The organism is Pirellulaceae bacterium (assembly GCA_019636385.1).
GTDB lineage: Bacteria > Planctomycetota > Planctomycetia > Pirellulales > Pirellulaceae > Aureliella.
The window spans coordinates 759,090-777,694 of record JAHBXT010000003.1; the positions used below are offsets into that span (position 1 = coordinate 759,090).

Annotated in this window: 14 protein-coding genes; 9 read left to right on the top strand and 5 right to left on the bottom strand. The window is 55.5% G+C overall.

Going from position 1 to position 18,605, the window contains the following annotated elements; all coding sequences use genetic code 11:
• The first annotated feature begins 195 nt into the window (after positions 1–195).
• Together KF752_13635 and malQ are read left to right on the top strand one after the other, a co-directional pair.
• The gene (locus KF752_13635; GenBank protein ID MBX3422590.1) at positions 196–2,667 is read left to right on the top strand and encodes a glycogen/starch/alpha-glucan phosphorylase; all 2,472 of its coding nucleotides are present in this window, start codon (positions 196–198) and stop codon (positions 2,665–2,667) included.
• Positions 2,668–2,758: 91 nt separating this feature from the next.
• Positions 2,759–4,294 carry a 4-alpha-glucanotransferase gene (gene malQ, locus KF752_13640; protein MBX3422591.1) on the top strand — a complete coding sequence of 512 codons (1,536 nt, stop codon included), beginning with the start codon at positions 2,759–2,761 and terminating at the stop codon, positions 4,292–4,294.
• A 1-nt stretch (position 4,295) separates the two neighbouring features.
• Here the strand turns inward: malQ and KF752_13645 are convergent, their stop codons facing one another.
• The 3 genes from KF752_13645 to KF752_13655 form a co-directional block, all read right to left on the bottom strand.
• Entirely contained in the window at positions 4,296–5,288 is a 993-nt protein-coding gene (locus KF752_13645) for a D-glycerate dehydrogenase (GenBank protein MBX3422592.1), read from the bottom strand.
• Between the two features lie 85 nt (positions 5,289–5,373).
• Positions 5,374–6,159 carry an NAD-dependent protein deacylase gene (locus KF752_13650; GenBank protein MBX3422593.1) on the bottom strand — a complete coding sequence of 262 codons (786 nt, stop codon included), beginning with the start codon at positions 6,157–6,159 and terminating at the stop codon, positions 5,374–5,376.
• Between the two features lie 101 nt (positions 6,160–6,260).
• A complete protein-coding gene (locus tag KF752_13655) occupies positions 6,261–7,409 on the bottom strand; it encodes a dienelactone hydrolase family protein (GenBank protein MBX3422594.1) in 1,149 nt (382 codons plus the stop codon).
• A gap of 117 nt (positions 7,410–7,526) precedes the next feature.
• Between KF752_13655 and KF752_13660 the strand changes: the two genes are divergently transcribed.
• The 3 genes from KF752_13660 to KF752_13670 all read left to right on the top strand — a co-directional run bounded on the left by KF752_13660 (position 7,527) and on the right by KF752_13670 (position 9,727).
• Entirely contained in the window at positions 7,527–7,919 is a 393-nt protein-coding gene (locus tag KF752_13660) for a DUF4345 family protein (GenBank protein MBX3422595.1), read from the top strand.
• 182 nt (positions 7,920–8,101) lie between these two features.
• Positions 8,102–8,296, top strand: a complete 195-nt coding sequence (locus KF752_13665) for a putative motility protein (protein ID MBX3422596.1) — start codon at positions 8,102–8,104, stop codon at positions 8,294–8,296.
• A gap of 147 nt (positions 8,297–8,443) precedes the next feature.
• The gene (locus tag KF752_13670) at positions 8,444–9,727 is read left to right on the top strand and encodes an alkaline phosphatase family protein (protein MBX3422597.1); all 1,284 of its coding nucleotides are present in this window, start codon (positions 8,444–8,446) and stop codon (positions 9,725–9,727) included.
• A 194-nt stretch (positions 9,728–9,921) separates the two neighbouring features.
• On the opposite strand, the gene KF752_13675 is transcribed toward KF752_13670, so the two are convergent.
• Positions 9,922–11,187, bottom strand: coding sequence for an MFS transporter (locus tag KF752_13675; GenBank protein ID MBX3422598.1), 1,266 nt, complete (start codon positions 11,185–11,187; stop codon positions 9,922–9,924).
• A gap of 293 nt (positions 11,188–11,480) precedes the next feature.
• Between KF752_13675 and KF752_13680 the strand changes: the two genes are divergently transcribed.
• Both KF752_13680 and KF752_13685 read left to right on the top strand, forming a co-directional pair.
• A complete protein-coding gene (locus tag KF752_13680) occupies positions 11,481–13,718 on the top strand; it encodes an ATP-dependent DNA helicase RecG (GenBank protein MBX3422599.1) in 2,238 nt (745 codons plus the stop codon).
• A gap of 323 nt (positions 13,719–14,041) precedes the next feature.
• A complete protein-coding gene (locus KF752_13685; GenBank protein ID MBX3422600.1) occupies positions 14,042–15,319 on the top strand; it encodes a hypothetical protein in 1,278 nt (425 codons plus the stop codon).
• 112 nt (positions 15,320–15,431) lie between these two features.
• Here KF752_13685 and KF752_13690 read toward each other — a convergent pair whose 3' ends face one another.
• A complete protein-coding gene (locus KF752_13690; GenBank protein MBX3422601.1) occupies positions 15,432–16,412 on the bottom strand; it encodes an MBL fold metallo-hydrolase in 981 nt (326 codons plus the stop codon).
• Positions 16,413–16,737: 325 nt separating this feature from the next.
• Here KF752_13690 and KF752_13695 point away from each other — a divergent pair, with 325 nt between their 5' ends.
• Both KF752_13695 and KF752_13700 read left to right on the top strand, forming a co-directional pair.
• A complete protein-coding gene (locus tag KF752_13695; protein MBX3422602.1) occupies positions 16,738–17,406 on the top strand; it encodes a bifunctional 4-hydroxy-2-oxoglutarate aldolase/2-dehydro-3-deoxy-phosphogluconate aldolase in 669 nt (222 codons plus the stop codon).
• 48 nt (positions 17,407–17,454) lie between these two features.
• Positions 17,455–18,504: a sugar kinase gene (locus KF752_13700; protein MBX3422603.1), complete on the top strand. Its 1,050-nt coding sequence runs from the start codon at positions 17,455–17,457 to the stop codon at positions 18,502–18,504.
• The last annotated feature ends 101 nt before the right edge of the window (positions 18,505–18,605 follow it).

The window sequence follows — 18,605 nt, forward strand, 5'->3', positions numbered from 1 at the left end:
TTCGTGCAAGGAGTGCAAATGAACCAGAAGGCAATCGGGATTTAGGTGGGCTAGCACGGAAGATTGGTCGATACAACTGTGATAAGGTTCCGTCCGCGCCAGCAGTGGAGTTGAACTTCTATAATCTACAGCAACGCGAGATATCCGACGGTCAAAATCAAACGTGCCACCAGGGTGGCGGACGAGCAAGAACACATGAATCCAGTCATTTCCGACGAACAAATTGCCCCGAATTGCGGGCTGCTAAGTTTGGAATGTGAAATCCATAGGCACCTACACTTCACGTTAGGGCACAATACCAAATCGGCCAAGATGCGGTATCTGTATCGGGCGCTGGCGATCGCCATTCGTGATCGATTGATTGCCAGTTGGAATGCTACTGAACAGCGGATTGCAACTCAAGCACCACGACGGGTTCATTATCTGTCGTTGGAATTCTTGATCGGTCGGTCGCTCAGCAACGCTGTTTATAATATTGACTTGGAAGAAACGACCCGGGAAGCCCTGAGTGGATTCGGTGGAACACTTGAGGAAGTTGCCGAGCGTGAACGCGATGCCGGCTTAGGAAATGGCGGCCTGGGGCGACTCGCAGCCTGCTTTCTGGATAGCTGTGCCAATCTGCAATTGCCGGTGCGCGGCTATGGCATCCGCTACGAATACGGCATGTTCCACCAGCGCATTGAGAATGGCCGGCAAGTTGAAGAGCCGGACCATTGGTTGTTATATGGCAATCCGTGGGAACTGGAGCGCAGCGAATCGACTCGGCGCGTTAAGTTTTATGGTCGCAGCGAATTGTATTACGACGCTCAAGGTGTTCATCATTGTCGTTGGGTAGATACCGCAGATATCTTGGCGGTGCCCTTTGACATGCCGATTCCCGGATTTCGTAACAAGACGGTTAACACGTTACGGCTGTGGAAGGCTGCGGCGACCCATGCATTCGACCTCAACGAATTCAACGCTGGTGGCTACTCGGAGTCGGTGGCGGCCAAGAACATGGCCGAAAAGATTTCGATGGTCCTATACCCCAACGATGCCAGTGAAAACGGCAAGGAATTGCGACTCAAGCAGCAATATTTCTTGGTGTCAGCCAGTTTGCAGGATGTTCTGGCGGATTGGGTTGAGGTTCATGGTCGCGACGTGAGTGGATTCGGCGAGGCCAACTGTTTTCAGCTGAATGATACCCACCCGGCGTGTGCTGTACCTGAGTTGATGCGGCTGTTGATGGATGATTACGGTCAGAGTTGGGATCAGGCCTGGGCGATCACCACCCGCTGCATGGCGTATACGAATCATACCTTGTTGCCTGAGGCACTTGAGCGCTGGTCGGTGCGATTGTTCAGCCGACTTCTGCCGCGTTTGGCTGAAATTATCTTCGAGATCAATCGTCGATTTCTGATTCAAATCGAGCAGAAGTGGCCGGGCAATACTCAAATCCGCGATGCGATGTCGCTGGTAGAGGGCGGCCATGAGCCTCATTTTCGCATGGCCTATTTGTCGATCGTGGGTTGCTTTTCCGTCAACGGTGTAGCTCATTTGCACACGGAATTGCTCAAGTCCGGTCTATTCGAAAACTTCCATCAACTGTGGCCTGAGAAATTTAACAACAAGACTAACGGAGTCACCCATCGTCGTTGGTTGGCGCATTGCAATCCAGGACTACGCAGCTTGATTGGATCGGCGATCGGCGACGCTTGGGAGCGCGACCTCAGTCATATTGAAGCCTTGATTCCACTGGCTGATGATGCTGGTTTCCGCCAAAAGTGGCGGCAGGTGAAATCCGTAAACAAGACGCGGTTGTCACGCTTTGTCGAAGAGCGTACCGGCGTGTGCTTCATGGAGCACGCGCTGTTTGATGTGCAGGTCAAACGCATTCATGAATACAAGCGACAGCTATTGAATGTCCTGCATGTCATTCATTTGTATGATCGCATTTGTCGAGGTGACACGACAGGCATGGTGCCACGTTGCGTGCTCATCGGTGGCAAGGCAGCGCCCGGCTACTTTGTGGCCAAGGTTATCATCAAATTGATCAACAATGTCGGCGCCGTCATTAACTCTGATCCCAAAGCTTCGGAATGGCTCAAGTTGGTATTCCTACCCAACTATCAAGTTTCAGCGATGGAAATTATTTGTCCGGGTACGGAACTATCTGAACAGATCTCCACTGCTGGCAAAGAGGCTTCCGGTACGGGCAATATGAAATTCATGATGAACGGCGCGTTGACCATTGGAACGTTGGATGGTGCCAACATCGAAATCCGCGAGAAGGCCGGTGCCGACAACTTCTTCTTGTTCGGCTTGAATGCTGCCGAAGTGGCTGAGGCGCGCATGGGCTACGATCCAAACCGCATTATCAATAATGATCCGGAGATTCGGCAATTGATGGAGTTGCTGGAGGGCGGTCGGTTCAGTGCCAATGAACCTGGCATTTTCGATGTAATTACTGGTGGCTTGCGCAATCCGCATGATCCCTGGCTGACCATCGCCGATCTGCGCAGCTACATCGACTCGCAACGCGAGGTGGCCAAAGTTTACCGTGACGTCGAAACTTGGAATCGAATGAGCATTATCAATACGGCTAGTAGCGGATGGTTTTCTAGCGATCGCACCATTGGCCAGTATGCCGAGGAGATCTGGCAAGTGCGTCCTGTGGGTCGGGGTTAGGCGTTCTGCGGCCTGGGTTGTTGGCTTTGTCTGTACGTTAAGTCTCGCTAAGTTCCCGTTAACATCGTTCTTTACAACCTCGATTTAGCTCATGCCGACCTTTCCTCGATCCTCCGGAGTCTTGCTGCATGTTACCAGCCTGCCCGGCGAGTATGGCATTGGCGACTTGGGGCCGGCCGCTTTTCGGTTCATAGACTTTTTATCCGCAGCGGGTCAGTCGCTGTGGCAGATTCTGCCCCTGGGGCCGACCATACAGTGTCATTCACCCTATAGCAGCTACTCGGCATTCGCTGGCAATCCTCTGTTGATTAGCCCCATTCAGTTAGTCGAAGACGGATTCTTGCAGCCCGAAGATTTGAATGACCTATTGCAAGTGCCCCTGCAAAGCCACGTGGACTTTGCATCTGCCGAGCAAGTTCGCTTGGTGGCGCTGGAACGCGCGTTCCAGCGATTTCAAGTTAGCCAGGCCTGTGCGGAGATTGACGAGTTCGAAGCCTTCTGCACGCTTCAGCAGGGCTGGTTGCGCGACTTTGCGTTGTTCGCAGCGCTGATTGAGCATTATGGCAATGACCAGTGGACCACCTGGGAGCCCGGTATCGTTCACCGCGATCGACCGACGCTCGCCTCGTGGCGCGAGCGACTGGCCGGTCAGGTACAGCGCCAACAGTTCATTCAGTTCCTATTCTTCTCTCAATGGCAGCAGGTCAAACGCTATGCCAATCAACGGGGTATTCGAATTTTCGGAGATATGCCCATCTTTGTTTCGCATGGCAGTGCCGATGTCTGGGCTGGTCAAAGTCTGTTTCATCTGGATCAAGATGGTCATCCGACTGTTGTGGCCGGAGTTCCCCCCGATTATTTCAGTCAGACCGGCCAACTGTGGGGCAATCCGCTGTATCGCTGGGATCGATTAGAAGAGACCGGGTATCGCTGGTGGATCAGTCGCATTGGAGCCGCTTTCCAATTATACGATGTATTGAGGATTGATCACTTTCGCGGGTTCGAAGCCTATTGGGAGATTCCAGCTGGCGCTCCGACTGCGGTCCAAGGTCGGTGGCTACCGGGGCCAGGCGCAAAAATGTTTGACGCCGTGCGCAGCCAGCTGGGCGAACTACCGATCGTTGCCGAAGACCTCGGGCTGATAACGAAAGAAGTTCACCAGTTGCGCGAGCAGTTGGAATTCCCCGGCATGCGCGTGCTGCAGTTCGGGTTTGATTCACCAACCGACGGCTTTCATCGTCCCGAAAACTATCCGCTCAATAGCGTGGCCTACACCGGCACTCACGACAACGAGACGATCATCGGTTGGTATCGGGCGCGACAACAGTCAAAACAGCAGTCCGGACAGCGCGACGTACTGGATCGCTATTTGGCAGCCGACACCCGCGACGACGATGTGCACTGGCAATTAATCAGCATGGTGATGAATTCAGCCAGCCACACAGTGATCGTGCCCATGCAAGATGCACTTGGATTAGGCAACGAAGCTCGCATGAATTTTCCAGGAACCGTGCATGGCAATTGGTGCTGGCGTGCGATGCCGCAGCAGATCAATAGTACTCTGGCGGCCCACCTGCGCGTCATCACCGAACATTCCGAACGTTATCAATTGGCGAGCGTTCGGTAGATTAACGCTGTGGCGCAATCGTGGGCGGCGCCACGCGATAAGGCAGCGGTCTGCCAGCCAATCCCGCCAGTATATTCTCAGCGGCCCGCGTCGCCATCGCAGCCCGCGCTTGTGTGGTGGCACTGCCAATGTGTGGCAACAAGAGGCAATTCGTTAGACTCTGAAGGGGATGATCCAGCGGCAATGGCTCTGGCGTGCACACATCCAGCCCAGCCGCGAAGATTCGCTCAGATTGTAGCGCGTCGGCCAGCGCCTCCTGGTCGATAACCTCACCGCGGGCGGTATTGACTAGTACTGCGGTCGGCTTCATCAAACGTAGTTGTGGTCGGGATATAAAATGCCTAGTAGCCTCGCTCAGCGGCACATGGATGCTGACGACGTCGCTCTGTGCAAGAAGTTCCTCCAGTGCGACGCGCTGCGCTGCCAGATGGGGTGGCAACTCCGGCTGGCGGCGGGCCGTGTACAGGACCCGCATACGCCAACCAGCTTGCATACGCCCAGCCACTGCTTGGCCGATTCGGCCCATGCCGATGATGCCCAGCGTCTTTCCGACCAAGTCTTGACCAATCCAGCCCAACGGCTCCCAGGTACGCCATCCACCGTCACGAACAGCCTGCATGGCAGGACGAAATTGTCGTGCCGCCGCCAGGATGAGACCAACAGCGATATCAGCAGTTGCCTCGGTTAGAACGTCCGGCGTGTTGCCAACAGGAATGCAGCGGCGCTCAGCCTCCGTCAGGTCGATGTTATTGAATCCCACCGCAAAGTTACTGATGACTCTCAGGTCATCGCCAGCGGCGTCCATCACTTCGGCGTCGATCCGATCACTCAGTAGGCTCAAAATGCCCGAACAACCGGCGACTCCAGACAACAACTCTTCGCGCGTGGGCGGTAGTGCTCCTGCATGTAGCCTAAGCACCGCCGACGTCCGCAGCATTGCTAATCCGGCTTCTGGGATTCTTCGTGCTACGTAAACGGTGGGCAATCCATCCATGGGCGTATCTACGGTTGATCGAGTGGACTGTTGCCACCTTCGCTGCGCATCGCTTAGCTACAGTGGCCGGGACGTCGAAACTCCCCTACGATACCACGTTCTGGAATTCGCTCCAGATGGCACTCAGCGCCTCCACGGCACCCGTCTTCAGGCGGAAACGCACGATATCGGAAACTTCAGTTTCGCTGGGATTGATTTCGACAGTTGTCTTGCCAGCGGCACTGGCCAGGAAGATCGGTGCTTGAATATAGGGAAAGACGCTGGTCGTTCCCACTGAAAATACGACATCAAAGCCATACTGTTGTTGTTCAGCTTGCAATCGGTCAATGCCAGTGTCAGCGATCAATTCTCCGAACAAGACGACATCGGGGCGTACAATTGCTTTACAGCGTGGGCACCTGGGTGGCAACGAGACATGATCAATCCTATCCAACCGAGTCTTGTAGTCGCAGCGTGTGCAGGACAGAAAGTGCATGTTGCCGTGGACTTCAACTAGATTCTTCGAGCCAGCCGAGCGGTGAAAGCCATCGATGTTTTGCGTCAGGACCCACAGTCTCTCAAAATGGTCCTCCATTTCCGCCATGATTTCGTGGGCTCGATTGTGTTTGGCAGCTTGGACTGCCAGACCAATCTGAGCTAAATACTTCCAGCACAGTGCGGGATTGTCTCGCAACATCATAGACGACAGGATTTCCTCGATTGCGTACCCTTCGGCAGTGGGGCCAACGTTGTACAGTCCACCGATACCGCGATAGGTTGGAATGCCCGACTCCGCCGACACGCCCGCGCCAGTAATAAACAATACACTTTTAGCAAGCCGCAAGGCTTGGACAATCGCGGACACTGTTTCCTGATCGCTGATCGAAAGCATTTCGTTACAATTCTAGAGTAGGTACGGGATCAATAAGAAAAACTAGTCGCAACCGTAGCTACGACTTGGGTGCATTAATTGGACTCAACTACTAGTGAACATCACGGCAGCAGGCGGGTAGCGATTGCTGCCGGTGGTTTCAGATGTGCGTCCAGGAACCCATAGATCAATTGTCGCGATTCGTGGGGTGCTGCATGGCCGCGTCCGTGGGCGAAGAAGGATAGGTTCTCAGGACGTTCTAGCAATTGATAGACATCGGCGATTTTCAGCAACATCAGAGCGCGTTGACGCTGAGTTAGCGGAGCACCGTCGTTCAGACCGAATACGTCCAAGTAGGCCCGCGGGGCGATGAGGGCGATGATCTCGTGGAAGTCGATGGCAGGTAATTCTCCTCTCATCAAGCCCGCGCGGAGTGGTTTGAAATAGATGTACCAGTGATCGCGCGACCAGTGTTCAACCTCGGCATTGTGCCGCAGGAATGCCGCCCCGCAGTTGCAAGCCGCAGCCCGAATTCGCTCGTCGTACGCGGCCAGCAGCCAGGTGCCATGACCACCCAGCGAATGCCCCATCGCTCCGATGCGGCTGGCATCTACTTCTTTAATCGTCTCCAGGACATCGACGGCAATGCTATGTTCGTAAGTGAACTTTCCGACAGCCGTCCATTCAGGATGTCGCTGATAGAACCTGGCGGTATCATAAGAGCCTTCAGGCGGAATGCGTTGACCGGATACAAAATGTTCTGGAGCGATGACGATGTAGCCTCGACGGCACAAATGATCCAGAAAGGCCTTATCAGGCTGGCCCTCCAGTCCAGCGGTTTGGCGAGCCCCCTGATCGGTTGTACCATGCAAAGCTACCACGGCCGGAAACTGTGGTCCACCTTGTAAGGGAATTCCCAGAAACGCGTGCGCCCGCTCGTCCTGCTCGACCTGATAACTAATCCACAGCCGACGATAGCAGACTTCTACCTGCACCTCTTCATGTACTTGCAAATCCAGCGGCGGCTGGACGGGCTTATGCTGATCGCGAATCAATTCCAAAAACCGTTGGCGCAGCACCAGTCTGTGTCGTTGCCAATCCTCAGCGGTCTGGATACCTTCCAGCAAATCATCCCACGACGACTCAATCACCGGCGGCAGCGATCTGTGCCGCCTCACCTCTGGCGATTCAGCCTGGCAGATTTTTCCGCATGTAAGTAGCAAGACTGCCACAGGGGCAATGCATGTTCGCCATGTGTTGGGCGTTGACATAGTTGGCTCCAGAAGGACAGAATTTGGTCTTAGGCTGTTTGGGTGACGCTTCAGCGAACTGAAGTGAGATCGTTTTATAATCTATTGTGGGCCTGTCGTAATCTACTGAGAGGTTGTATGGCCACGCGATTTGCTAGCGCTGTTATTTGGTCTACGGCATTGACCTACTTGGGCTTTGCGATTTGGTTGGGTGGGTGGCCACAGGCGTTGTTGGGCGTGTTTGGCATTGAGCAGCAGCCTCCGGCGATGCTGACAGAAATTCGCGCGTTTTATGGCGGACTGGAGTTTGGAATTGCGGCGGTGATGGTGATTCTATGGTTGCGCAGTGCACCAGCGGCGGCACTGCTGGTTGGCGGTCTGCCACTTGGGGGAGCGGCGGCTGCGCGGTGCCTGGGGATGTTGGTGGATGGTTATTCGAGCACCCACGCGATGTTGGCTGGCGCGGAATTGAGTGGTATGATTGTTTGCGTCGTGGGGCTGTTGTCGGTAGGGAAAAGTGGAGCGAAGTGAAGTTGACTAGCCGAACAACCGCTACTGTCGGTGCCAGCGTTAGTTTGACCCGAATTCAGCACTATCGCTGTGGTACTTGGTATTGGCTGGGCGATAGCAGGTGGTACAGTTCCATACCAGCCTGTTTCGTTTAGACGTGCGATTGCGTTCAGCCTACAAAACCGCCTGAAAGCCCTGAAATCATGGATTGTGATTGCTCCTACTCTGCGGCCTCCGCGATTCAGCAGGCTAAAGTAGCCCATCAGATTTCGACGGCAATTGCTAAGAAAACGCTCGATGCGCAGCGCCAACAAGGCCTAGCTGCGGTATCATTGCTTCAGCAAGCTGCCGAGGTGGCTCGCCAGATGGATGACAATAGCATCGACGTTCAGCTCTAGCCGCAGACGAGAGTGGTTTCGGTAGCCGGTCTCGCTAGAGAGTGGTGAGGCGATGAACTACGATCAATTTAGCCCATCCCAAACCACGGTCTGGCGACCGTAGCTACTCTAAATTTCTATCAAACGCTCGCCCGAGAAAATCTGCACATGAAGGTGTGCGTTATCAATGTTGTAGGACTGACGCCAGAACTAGTGCGTCATGCGCCCAACATCTCCAGCCTGGGTACGGCCAGACCATGGACCAGTCCCTATCCGGCTGTAACCTGTACGGCTCAAGCGACGATGTTGACCGGTGTGCCACCTCGACAGCATGGAATTGTTGGTAACGGTTGGCTGTTTCGGGAGACGGGCGAGGTGCGCTTCTGGCAGCAGTCCAATCGCTTGATTCAAGGCCACAAGCTATACGAAGGCGTTGAAACGGCCAAGCTGTTTTGGTGGTTCAATCAAGGCGCTCCGGTGCGCTACTGGGCCACGCCAAAGCCACACTACGGCTGCGATGGTTCCAAAGTCTTCGGCATTCTGGATCATACCGACTGCGAATTGGAGTCGCACGTCGGCCGATTCCCGTTCTTCAGCTTTTGGGGACCGCAGGCTGGGTTAGCCAGTTCTCAGTGGATCGCCCGCGCCAGCGCTCGTGTGATCCGGCAGCGACGTCCCGAATTGTCTTTGGTCTATCTGCCGCACCTGGACTATGACTACCAGCGCTTTGCCGAACATGATCCGCAGCGCGTGGTCGAAGTAGACCGTTGCGCGGCCGAAGTTATTGCAGCCGCCCAGGAGATTGGTGCTCAAACCGTCGTTGTATCCGAGTATGGTTTGGTGCCGGTACAGCGCGCCGTGATGGTTAACCAACAACTGCGAGAGGCCGGGCTACTGGAAGTCCGCGATGGTCCATTTGGTGAAATGCTCATGCCGCTGGAGTCAAAAGCTTTGGCTGTGGTTGATCATCAGCTGGCGCACGTGTACGTTTCTGATCCCAGCCTTGTGGGCAGCGTCCGACGAATCCTCCAACAGATGCCAGGAGTGGCCGCAGTGGTTGAGCCCGGAGATTTGCAACTGGACCATCCGCGCAGTGGTGAGTTGATCGCGTTGGCTGAACCGGATGCGTGGATGGCCTACTACTATTGGTTGGACGAAGCGCGCGCTCCCGATTTTGCCCGAACAGTCGATATTCATCGCAAGCCAGGCTACGATCCTTGTGAGCTATTCATGACCAGTGGCCTGCGTGCCGCCGCTCGGTTGGTGCAGAAGAAACTCGGGCTGCGCTATCGCATGGACGTCACGCCTCTTGACCCTAGTTTGGTGCGCGGTAGCCATGGCTTACGCCCAAGTCCAAACTGTGGGCCGCTGATCGTTGGCCCCGATCCGCCCGACGATATGCTGCAATTCAAAAGCTACATCCAGTCGCTGCTAGCGCGACCTGCTACTTGAGCGTTGCTTGTACGCTGGATGAAAAGTATATGACTTGCAGCCTGGGGCAAGCGGGATAATACAGTCCGCCTGCTAATTTCCAGAACGTGCTAAAGGCCGCAATGCTCGAACAAATACAATTGGTTCTGCCCCCCGGCCCCCATTAAGCTTAGACAGCAATTGGACGGCATGGCGACCCTCAATCAGGACTAGTGCTAAGTCTCAGCAGATTTCGCTGTGGGCCACAGCAGCCAGAAGAACAGTAGACCCAGCAGTGGTGCCCAACCCAGGATCGCTAGATTCAGATCATACGATCCGGTGCGGTCGACTAGATAGCCAAACAGCTTCTGAGTCGGTGCTGAAGCCATCCAGCCTATGAATGACAACAAACCGGTTAGCCGACCCATATAACGGGCCGATACTTCCTGGGTGAACGAATAGTAACATGGAAACAGCGCCAGTGCACCCGCACCGACCACCAGTAACGTTGCCAGCAGTGGCCAGCCGGCCGGTAGCCAGGCAGCCAACGTCGTCAGTGCCACCAGCAGCGAGCCGATAAAGAAGAGCAGAATTCGGCTGGCATGTACTGGCCAGCCGGCGCGTACTAGCCACAGTCCACAAATGCCAGCCAGAATACAGCCTACGTCGGTAGCGATGAAGTAAGCTGAATTGAAGTAGAGCGCTTCCACTTCGGAATAGCCGCGACCTTGCTGCATGAACTTGGGCAGCCAGGCTCGTATGAGCTGCCACGAGGTATTGATGCACACCACCATCACCGCGAGCGCCCAGAAGCGACGATCGACGAAAATAGCCACCAAAGTTTGCCACACGCCTGCCTGGGCTGTGCCGGACGCTTCAGACTGTGAACCGGCGACCGTCAAATCGCCAGGACGAATGACGACCAGCCAAGCCACGGCCCACATTGCGCCGGTCGCACCGATAACGTAAAACGGCAATCGCCAGGCATCGGGTTGATCGCTGCTGCTGACCAGCAAGCGAATGATCAGCGGCGTCAAGATCGCCCCCACCGAGGCCCCGCTCTGCAGCAGACTATTGCCCATCACGCGATCGCCACGTGACAATATTTGTTGCGTAACAATCAGGGCGCATGGCCAGTGTCCAGCTTCAAAGAATCCCAGCAGGCCCCGACAGACCATCAGCCAGTGATAGCCCTGGGCCATACCGGTAGCGCAGCCCACAGCCGACCATGCCACTAACACGCAAGGATACAACAGACGCACATTGACGCGATCTGCCAGCACTCCAAAAAACAAGGATCCACATGCAAAGGCCACGCCGAACAGGAACTCCAAGTCGCCATACTGCTCGTTGGAAAGTTGAAATTGTTCGGTAATTCGAACCGCCATGTTCGACAGCGTCTGACGATCCATGTAGTTGATCATCGTCGCCAACAGCAGCAGCCCACTGACCCACCACTGCCAGGATGCGGATCGCAGGTTTTCATTGGTGGTAGTGTTCAACTAACTTCAACCTCGGCAGACTCTGGTAGATACCGTCGCCAGACGGTGGGATACGGGTGGTACCGTGTAAATAGCACTACCGGCGCAAAACACTACGCCGTCACCAACACGATAGTGCTGAAGTTTGCTCAGTTTAACGCATTCGGCTGGGTTGTGGCGGCCAGAAATTCCCGAAAAATGGAAAGCGGCATCGATAAACCGCTGGGCTTCAGCGTCTAGTAGACTATAGCCATTATCAGCGCACATCCCACCCTACGATACCTGCCTGAAACGACGGAATTCAGCCTAAGACAATGCCTACGGAATCAGCCCAGCAATCACAACTGCTGTTTGGACCCGTCGCTCGAGTGCCTGGAGTAGGGGCGGAGCGTGCGCGGCTGCTGGCTAAGCTGGGTGTCCGGCGAGGAATCGACCTGCTGTTCCTGTTTCCACGCAGCTTCCAAGAGCCTGCTCCACTGGCGCGGGCCAGCGAGTTTGTGGAAGGGGGGCGGGTATCTTTTCTTGGCACGGTGTTAGATATTGGTCAGCGCGTTACGCAAAGCGGCAAGCATCTGCTGGGCGTGCAGGTGGCTGTTGAGGGCGGTGGCAATGTGCGCTTAGTGTGGTTCAATCAGGCGTTCCGCGCAGAGATGTATCGCCCCGGCGATCAGCTATTGGTCACCGGAGTCTTGAAATCGACGGTGCTGAACTGGGAAATGGTCCAGCCGCAAACGCGACCCGCTGCTGACCAGCCGCCTGCAAGCAATCATCCACTGCCCATTTATCCGCTGACTGAGGGGCTGAAACAATCGGCCATGCATCAGATGCTTCGCCAAGCAGTACCAGTGCTGGTGGAGCAGATCGAGGAAGCACTGCCCGAAATCATCCAGCAACGCCTGAATGTTCCAGGCATCAGGCAGGCAATCAACGATGTGCATTTTCCAGCATCGCTAGCAGCGGCCCAGGCAGCTCTGCGGCGATTTAAGCTGCAAGAGCTGCTGGTGCTGCAACTGGCCCTGGCCATGCAACGCTCGCAGCGTGAGCAGGCGACACGCGCGCCACAGTGTGAGCCTTCGGGCAAGCTGCACGCCAGAATTCTGAACCGACTAGGGCATTCGCTAACCGCTGATCAATCCTCGGCAGTCGAGGACATTCGCCAGGATATGGCACGGGCAATTCCAATGAATCGTTTGCTTCAGGGCGACGTTGGCTGTGGCAAAACTTTGGTGGCTCAATATGCCATGCTGTTGTGCGTGGCCAACGGGCATCAAGCCGCGCTGATGGCTCCCACTGAGGTGCTGGCTCGGCAGCACGCCGAGACCCTGCAGCGTAATTTGGCCCGCAGCCGCGTCCAAGTTGGTTTATTGCATGGCGGCTTGCCACGTGGCCAGCGCACCAAGTTGTTAGAACAAATCTCTGCTGGCCAGGTGAATTTGATTGTTGGTACGCAAGCTCTGCTGTCTGAACAGGTCCATTTTCAGCGACTTGGATTGGTGATTGTAGATGAGCAGCATAAGTTTGGCGTATTGCAGCGGGCTCGCTTGCGCAGCGAGCAGTTGCAACCGCACTATTTGATTCTGTCGGCCACCCCGATTCCTCGAACCATCGCTATGACCGCTTTTGGCGATCTGGACGTGTCAATCATCCGCACCCGACCGCCTGGACAAGCGACAGTGCGCACCTATCTAACTACCCATGAGCAACTGTCGTCTTGGTGGCAATTCGTAGATCGCCAGATTTCGCGCGGGCGCCAGGCGTACGTGATCGCACCACGCATTGCTACGGCGGCTGTCCCGGAGCCTCCTGTACAGGAGACGATATCAGCTTTTGTTGACGAGGTGCAGCCGTCAGCAATCAACGCCTCGAGTGAACTGGAGCAGCCAGACTCGGCCATCAAACAGCAGCAGATGCCGACAACCAGCCTGCCATCGGTTAGAGAAGGTGCAGCCAGCGCCAAGGGCACATTCGAGCTGTTACGAGCCGGTCCGCTGGCACATCGTCGATTGGGATTGCTGCACGGTCGCCTGCCACCTCACGAAAAAGAGGCCGTATTGGATCAGTTTGCACGCGGTCAGCTGGACGTACTGGTGGCGACCACTGTTGTCGAAGTGGGCATCGACGTTCCCAATGCATCGGTAATCACGATTTTGGACGCCGATCGACTAGGGTTGTCACAATTGCACCAACTGCGTGGTCGCGTCGCCCGTGGTCGATTCACGGGCTACGCCTGTGCTGTGGCGTCCGTTGGTTGCCAGAGCCAGGATAACGAGCGGCTGGCGGCTTTCCAGAAAACCGACAACGGTTTTGAACTGGCCGAGTTGGATCTGAAACTGCGTGGACCAGGCGACCTGTTAGGAACATCCCAAACTGGTATGCCATCCTTGCGCGTCGCCAATTTGGTCGAGGATACCGAACTATTAGATCTAGCGCGCGAGACGGCGCGTGAAATACTTAAATCTGATCCTCAGCTCGCCCAACCCGAGTTCACTCGGTTGATCCATCAGACGCTTCGTCGCTACGGAAAGTCGCTGGAGTTGGGAGATGTGGGCTGATATGCGAGTCTCTCGGGGCGTGCGGAGCCGCAGCGCTGTTGCGCCAAACCTTTTGTGTTAATGCCTACTTTCCCAGAATACGGTCAGTAGCTATGAAATGACGTGTCATGGGCAGACGGCTACATGACAGTCAATACAATCAGCGTCGGTTTCCTGAGTTTCCGCAGCCTCCTTTTTTTGAGTTTAGCATGTCCATGAAACTATGCTTGGATTTAGCCGCACGGCTCCATAAGTCTGCTTTTGAGACTAGGCGTGGCAGGGGCTTATTTTTATGCCATTTGATAATCAGTTTCGGTTGCCAGTGGATAACGAGCCTTGAAGTGATGGCACAGCCCGACACCACTCAAATCAGCTACCCGCAAGCAGCATCCAAGAAAGGTCTGCAAGTGCAAATGCTAGATGACGCACTGGAGCTCGGTATTCATCATGCAGCCTTGAATCTGAACCTCGGACAGCTGATTCAGCCCGATGCGTCGGCAGGCAGCATCGCGTGGCGCGGCAGCAACGATTTTGTCTACCACTTTGACACAGGATACGTCCAGGCGATGGACCAGCGCATCAAGCGGTTGTCCGACAACGGTGTCATTGTTTCATTGATCATTCTGAATTACGAACCACATGATGAACAGCGCCGGCGAATTCTGATACATCCCAGCTACAGCCCAGACTGCCCCAACCACCTGTCAGCCTTCAACTGCAGTACCGTCGAGGGCCGGGCTTGGCTGCAGGCAGCACTGGAGTTCATGTCACAACGCTGGTCCGAATCGTCCGGTCGCTATGGTCAAGTGTGGAATTGGATCATCGGTAATGAAGTCAACTCGCATTGGTTCTGGTGCAACATGGGACCAGCGACGATGCAGGAATTTGCCGATGATTATTATAAGGCACTGACTCTGGCCTGCCGGTCCATCCATCGCTTCAATGCCGCAGCCCGCGTCTTCGTATCGCTAGATCACCATTGGAATATCGCCCACACTACCGATCAACGGCAATCGTTCGACGCCAGGTCATTCCTGGAGTACTTGTCAGCTCTTTCATCAGCCGGTGCGGTAGTTCCCGTCCACGCCGGTAATAAATCAGAATCTGATCTTGCTCAAGATGGCATCGAGACGAATCAGTGGCATGTTGCTTTCCATCCCTATCCAGAGAACCTGTTTGAGCCGCGTACCTGGCGCGATGCGACTGCCACAGCGGATTGGCGCACCGCGCCGCGCATTACCTTTCGTAACATCGAGCAGTTGGAGCATTTCCTAGATCAGCCAACGATGCTGATCGGCAATAGCCCACGTCGCGTGATTCTGAGCGAACAGGGGTTTCATACTCCAGACGCTCCTGATGGCCAGGAAATCCAGGCCGCCGCGTTTTGTTATGCCTGGTTGCAGATTCAAGCGTTAGACACAATCGACGCCTTCATTTTGCATCGCCATGTCGATCATGCTCACGAAGGTGGCCTACGGCTTGGTCTGTGGACTCGACAACCCGATAGCGTCGCTACCCCCGACCGGCGCAAGAAGCTCTGGAGCGTCTTCCAAGCGGCCGGTACGCCACATCAATCAGAAGCTTTTGGATTTGCCGAGGCGATCTACAAGGAACACAAGTAGTTATGTTGGCCGTGGGGGAGCCTCGCCGAGGACTTCCATCTGCCACAGTCCACGCTATGACAGATCGTAGCAACAAATCGATCCGCGTCCAAAGCTGGAGCGGATATCCCAGCTACTGGTCAAGAATCTTCCACAGATGCACCGCCTCGGTTGGATCGAGCTGTACTTTGCCCTGCAAGTTCAACCAATCCAAATGCCCGATGGTTTCCGACAATGCCAGAAACGAATCGAAGCCGTCTCGCCGTCCGAAGATGGATCGTGCCAAATCGTAGGCCGTGCGCGACTGTTGACTCAGCAGCTCCATTACATAACTAGCGCGTCGCACATGAAACCGCAGGCGTTGGCGTACTGTCTTGGCAACATCGTGAATCTCAGCACCGTGTCCGGTCCAAGCAATCTGCGGTCGCAGATCCACCATACGCTCCAGATGATGCAGGTACTCCACTAGCCGGTGAGGCCTGGGCCCGCCGTCTGGATGCGGCTCGACCACCGGATTACTACTGATATTCCGCAGTAGGTGATCGTTTGAAAGCAGTACTCGATCCTCTGGCTCGAACAGACAGATCAGGCCTCCTGCGTGCCCAGGAGTATGGTAGACATGCCACCGGCGTCCGCCCAGCAACAGCCGATCGCCTTCATCGATCCACCGGTCAACCGAAACTGGCTGGCTGTAGCCACGAGCTTCGACGCGCCACTGCATAACCTGCTCCAGTTCGGACTGTGGAACACCGCACTCGGTCATGAATTCCCGATAAAATTGTGAGCGCTCGCGGCGCACTGCGTCTGTAGGCTGCAGCGTCGGCTGGTTATAGCGGTGCGTCAACACCTCGGCCCCTGACTGCTCGACGATCGAGGCGGCCAGTCCAAAGTGATCTGCGTGCGCATGAGTAATCACTATCCTCTCGATGTTTGACAGGTCGAGTCCTAAACGCCGCAACTGCTGTTCCAATTCGGCGCGCGACTCCGGCCAGTTCGTCCCCGTGTCGACCAGTGTGATCGGCGACTCAGTTGACAAATAACAGTTAACCGGCCCCACGGCAAACGGTGTAGGCAAAACGAGCTGAAAAATTCCGCGGACTATCTCTGTCGACACACTGCATCCTCAAAAACGACTCAGCCATCGCCTGCATTGGTACTGGTAATCATGCAGGTACTCGACCAACTGGATTAGACTGCCAGAGCGATTCGAGTCGCTAATGTTGTAGCGCTCTACTACTGATTGGCAAGCCGTGTCGATACAATTATTGACAGGCAAGTCAGGCCTGAACCAGCCGCAGTGCGTTAAGTATGGGCTTCGTCCAGTGTCTGTGGCAACCTGAGCGAACGTCCCGTGACTCGTTGCGACGTTTCTGAGGCAGGTCAGGGTATGAGCTGTTATAACGTAATATCGCGGCGGAAGTTGTGGCATTGAGTTCGAGGTGAGTGTGGATAAAGCCGGGGTCGTTCGACATGTCCTGCAATCACGGGTAATCGCCATTTTGCGGCTGGATAACTTAATGTTTGCCGATCAGCTTGTGCGCGTATTGCTAGACGGTGGTGTGCGCGCCATCGAGTTAACGCTGACCAATCCGGCGGCACCCGACGTTGTCGCCAGCCTGCTGGACAACGTCGTGGAATTTTCCGATGGTCGCGCCGTTTTAGGAATTGGTTCGGTGCGCAGCCTGCCGGAAGCCCGCACGGCCTTGGCTGCCGGAGCGCAGTTTTTAGTGTCCCCCACCTGTCTGGAGCCAGTGATTCGACATTGCGTTGAATGTGGAGTCGCTGTGTTTCCAGGTGCGTTGTCTCCCACTGAGATCGCACAGGCCGATGCTTGGGGGGCCGACATAGTCAAATTGTTTCCCGCCAGCGCCGTGGGGCCAGACTACGTTCGCGATGTGCTGGCCCCGATGCCCTATTTGAAACTGATGCCGACCGGCGGAATCAGTTTTGAAAACATGGGCCACTACTTCGACGCCGGGGCAGTTGCCGTTGGCATCGGTGGCCGACTGCTCAATCCACAGTCGATCGCACAGCGAGATTGGCCGCGTGTTCGCCTAGCTGCTGAGCGTCTCGTCGAAGCGGCCCGACCGGCAGGCGGTGAAATTTGAATGCGCTGCACTGGATGACAACCAAAGGGCGTGTGTGGGCACCCGATTATGCTGACTTTAATCGGACATGTTCCCAAGTCGGAGCCGGCGATCATGCGGTATGATGTAGTGACCATCGGCGAGTCGATGCTGCGGCTGACGCCCGTTGAGGGCCAGCGGTGGGAACAGGCGGATCAGTTTCAAATGCATGTTGGCGGCAGCGAATCGAATGTCGCTGCGGGTTTGGCTCGCCTAGGACAGTCCGTCGCCTGGATCTCGCGGCTGACAGACAACGCCTTCGGGCGCAAGATTGCCCGCAGCATCGCCGCGCATGGTGTTGATACGCGGCACATCATCTGGACTGACGAAGATCGCATCGGCACGTATTACTTTGAGCCCGCCTGTGCGCCTCGACCGAACCAAGTTCTCTACGATCGCGCCGCCAGCAGCTTTAGTCGCTTGTGTGCCGACATGTTGCCTACTGGGCTGTTTGTGCCTGGTGCATCCAGATATCTGCACGTCAGTGGTATTTCGCTGGCCCTTGGCGCGCCGTGCTGCGAGATGATTTTCGCCAGCGTTCAATTGGCTAAACAGGCCGGATGGAAGATCAGCTTCGACGTCAACTACCGCGCCAAATTGTGGACGCCCACGGTGGCCGGCGCGGTGTGCCTGAAATTAATGCAGCAGGCTGATTTGGTTTTTTTGCCTTTCCGCGACGCCCGCACATTATTCAACATTGGTATTGGAGATCAGGAAATCGGCCACCTCCCCGAAGAATTTGCCACACACGCGCTGAAGGCACTGGCCCAGAGATGCAGTGCTGAATGCATTGTGTTAACGCTAGGGCAATACGGAGCCGCAGCCTGTACTCACCAAGGAGTCTGTTATTCGCCAACGCGGGCTGCGTCGGTTGTCGGACGATTGGGGGGGGGCGATGCCTTTGCCGCTGGCTTTTTGAGCCAATGGTTGACCGGTGCTCCGACGCTGACAGCCTTGCGTTGGGGGAACGCCGCAGCACAACTAAAATATACCATCCCCGGCGACCTTCCCTATTTTGAGTCCGCAGAAGTTGCTGCGCTGGCCAAGCAAAGCGCCATGAACGACGTTAACTTCCGATAACGATAGCTAGTCGAAGGATTGTAGAACTTGAACGCCATTTAGTGGGCATGGAGTACTACATTGATAACGGATGCCGAGCGAACTTGACGATTGATTAAGGA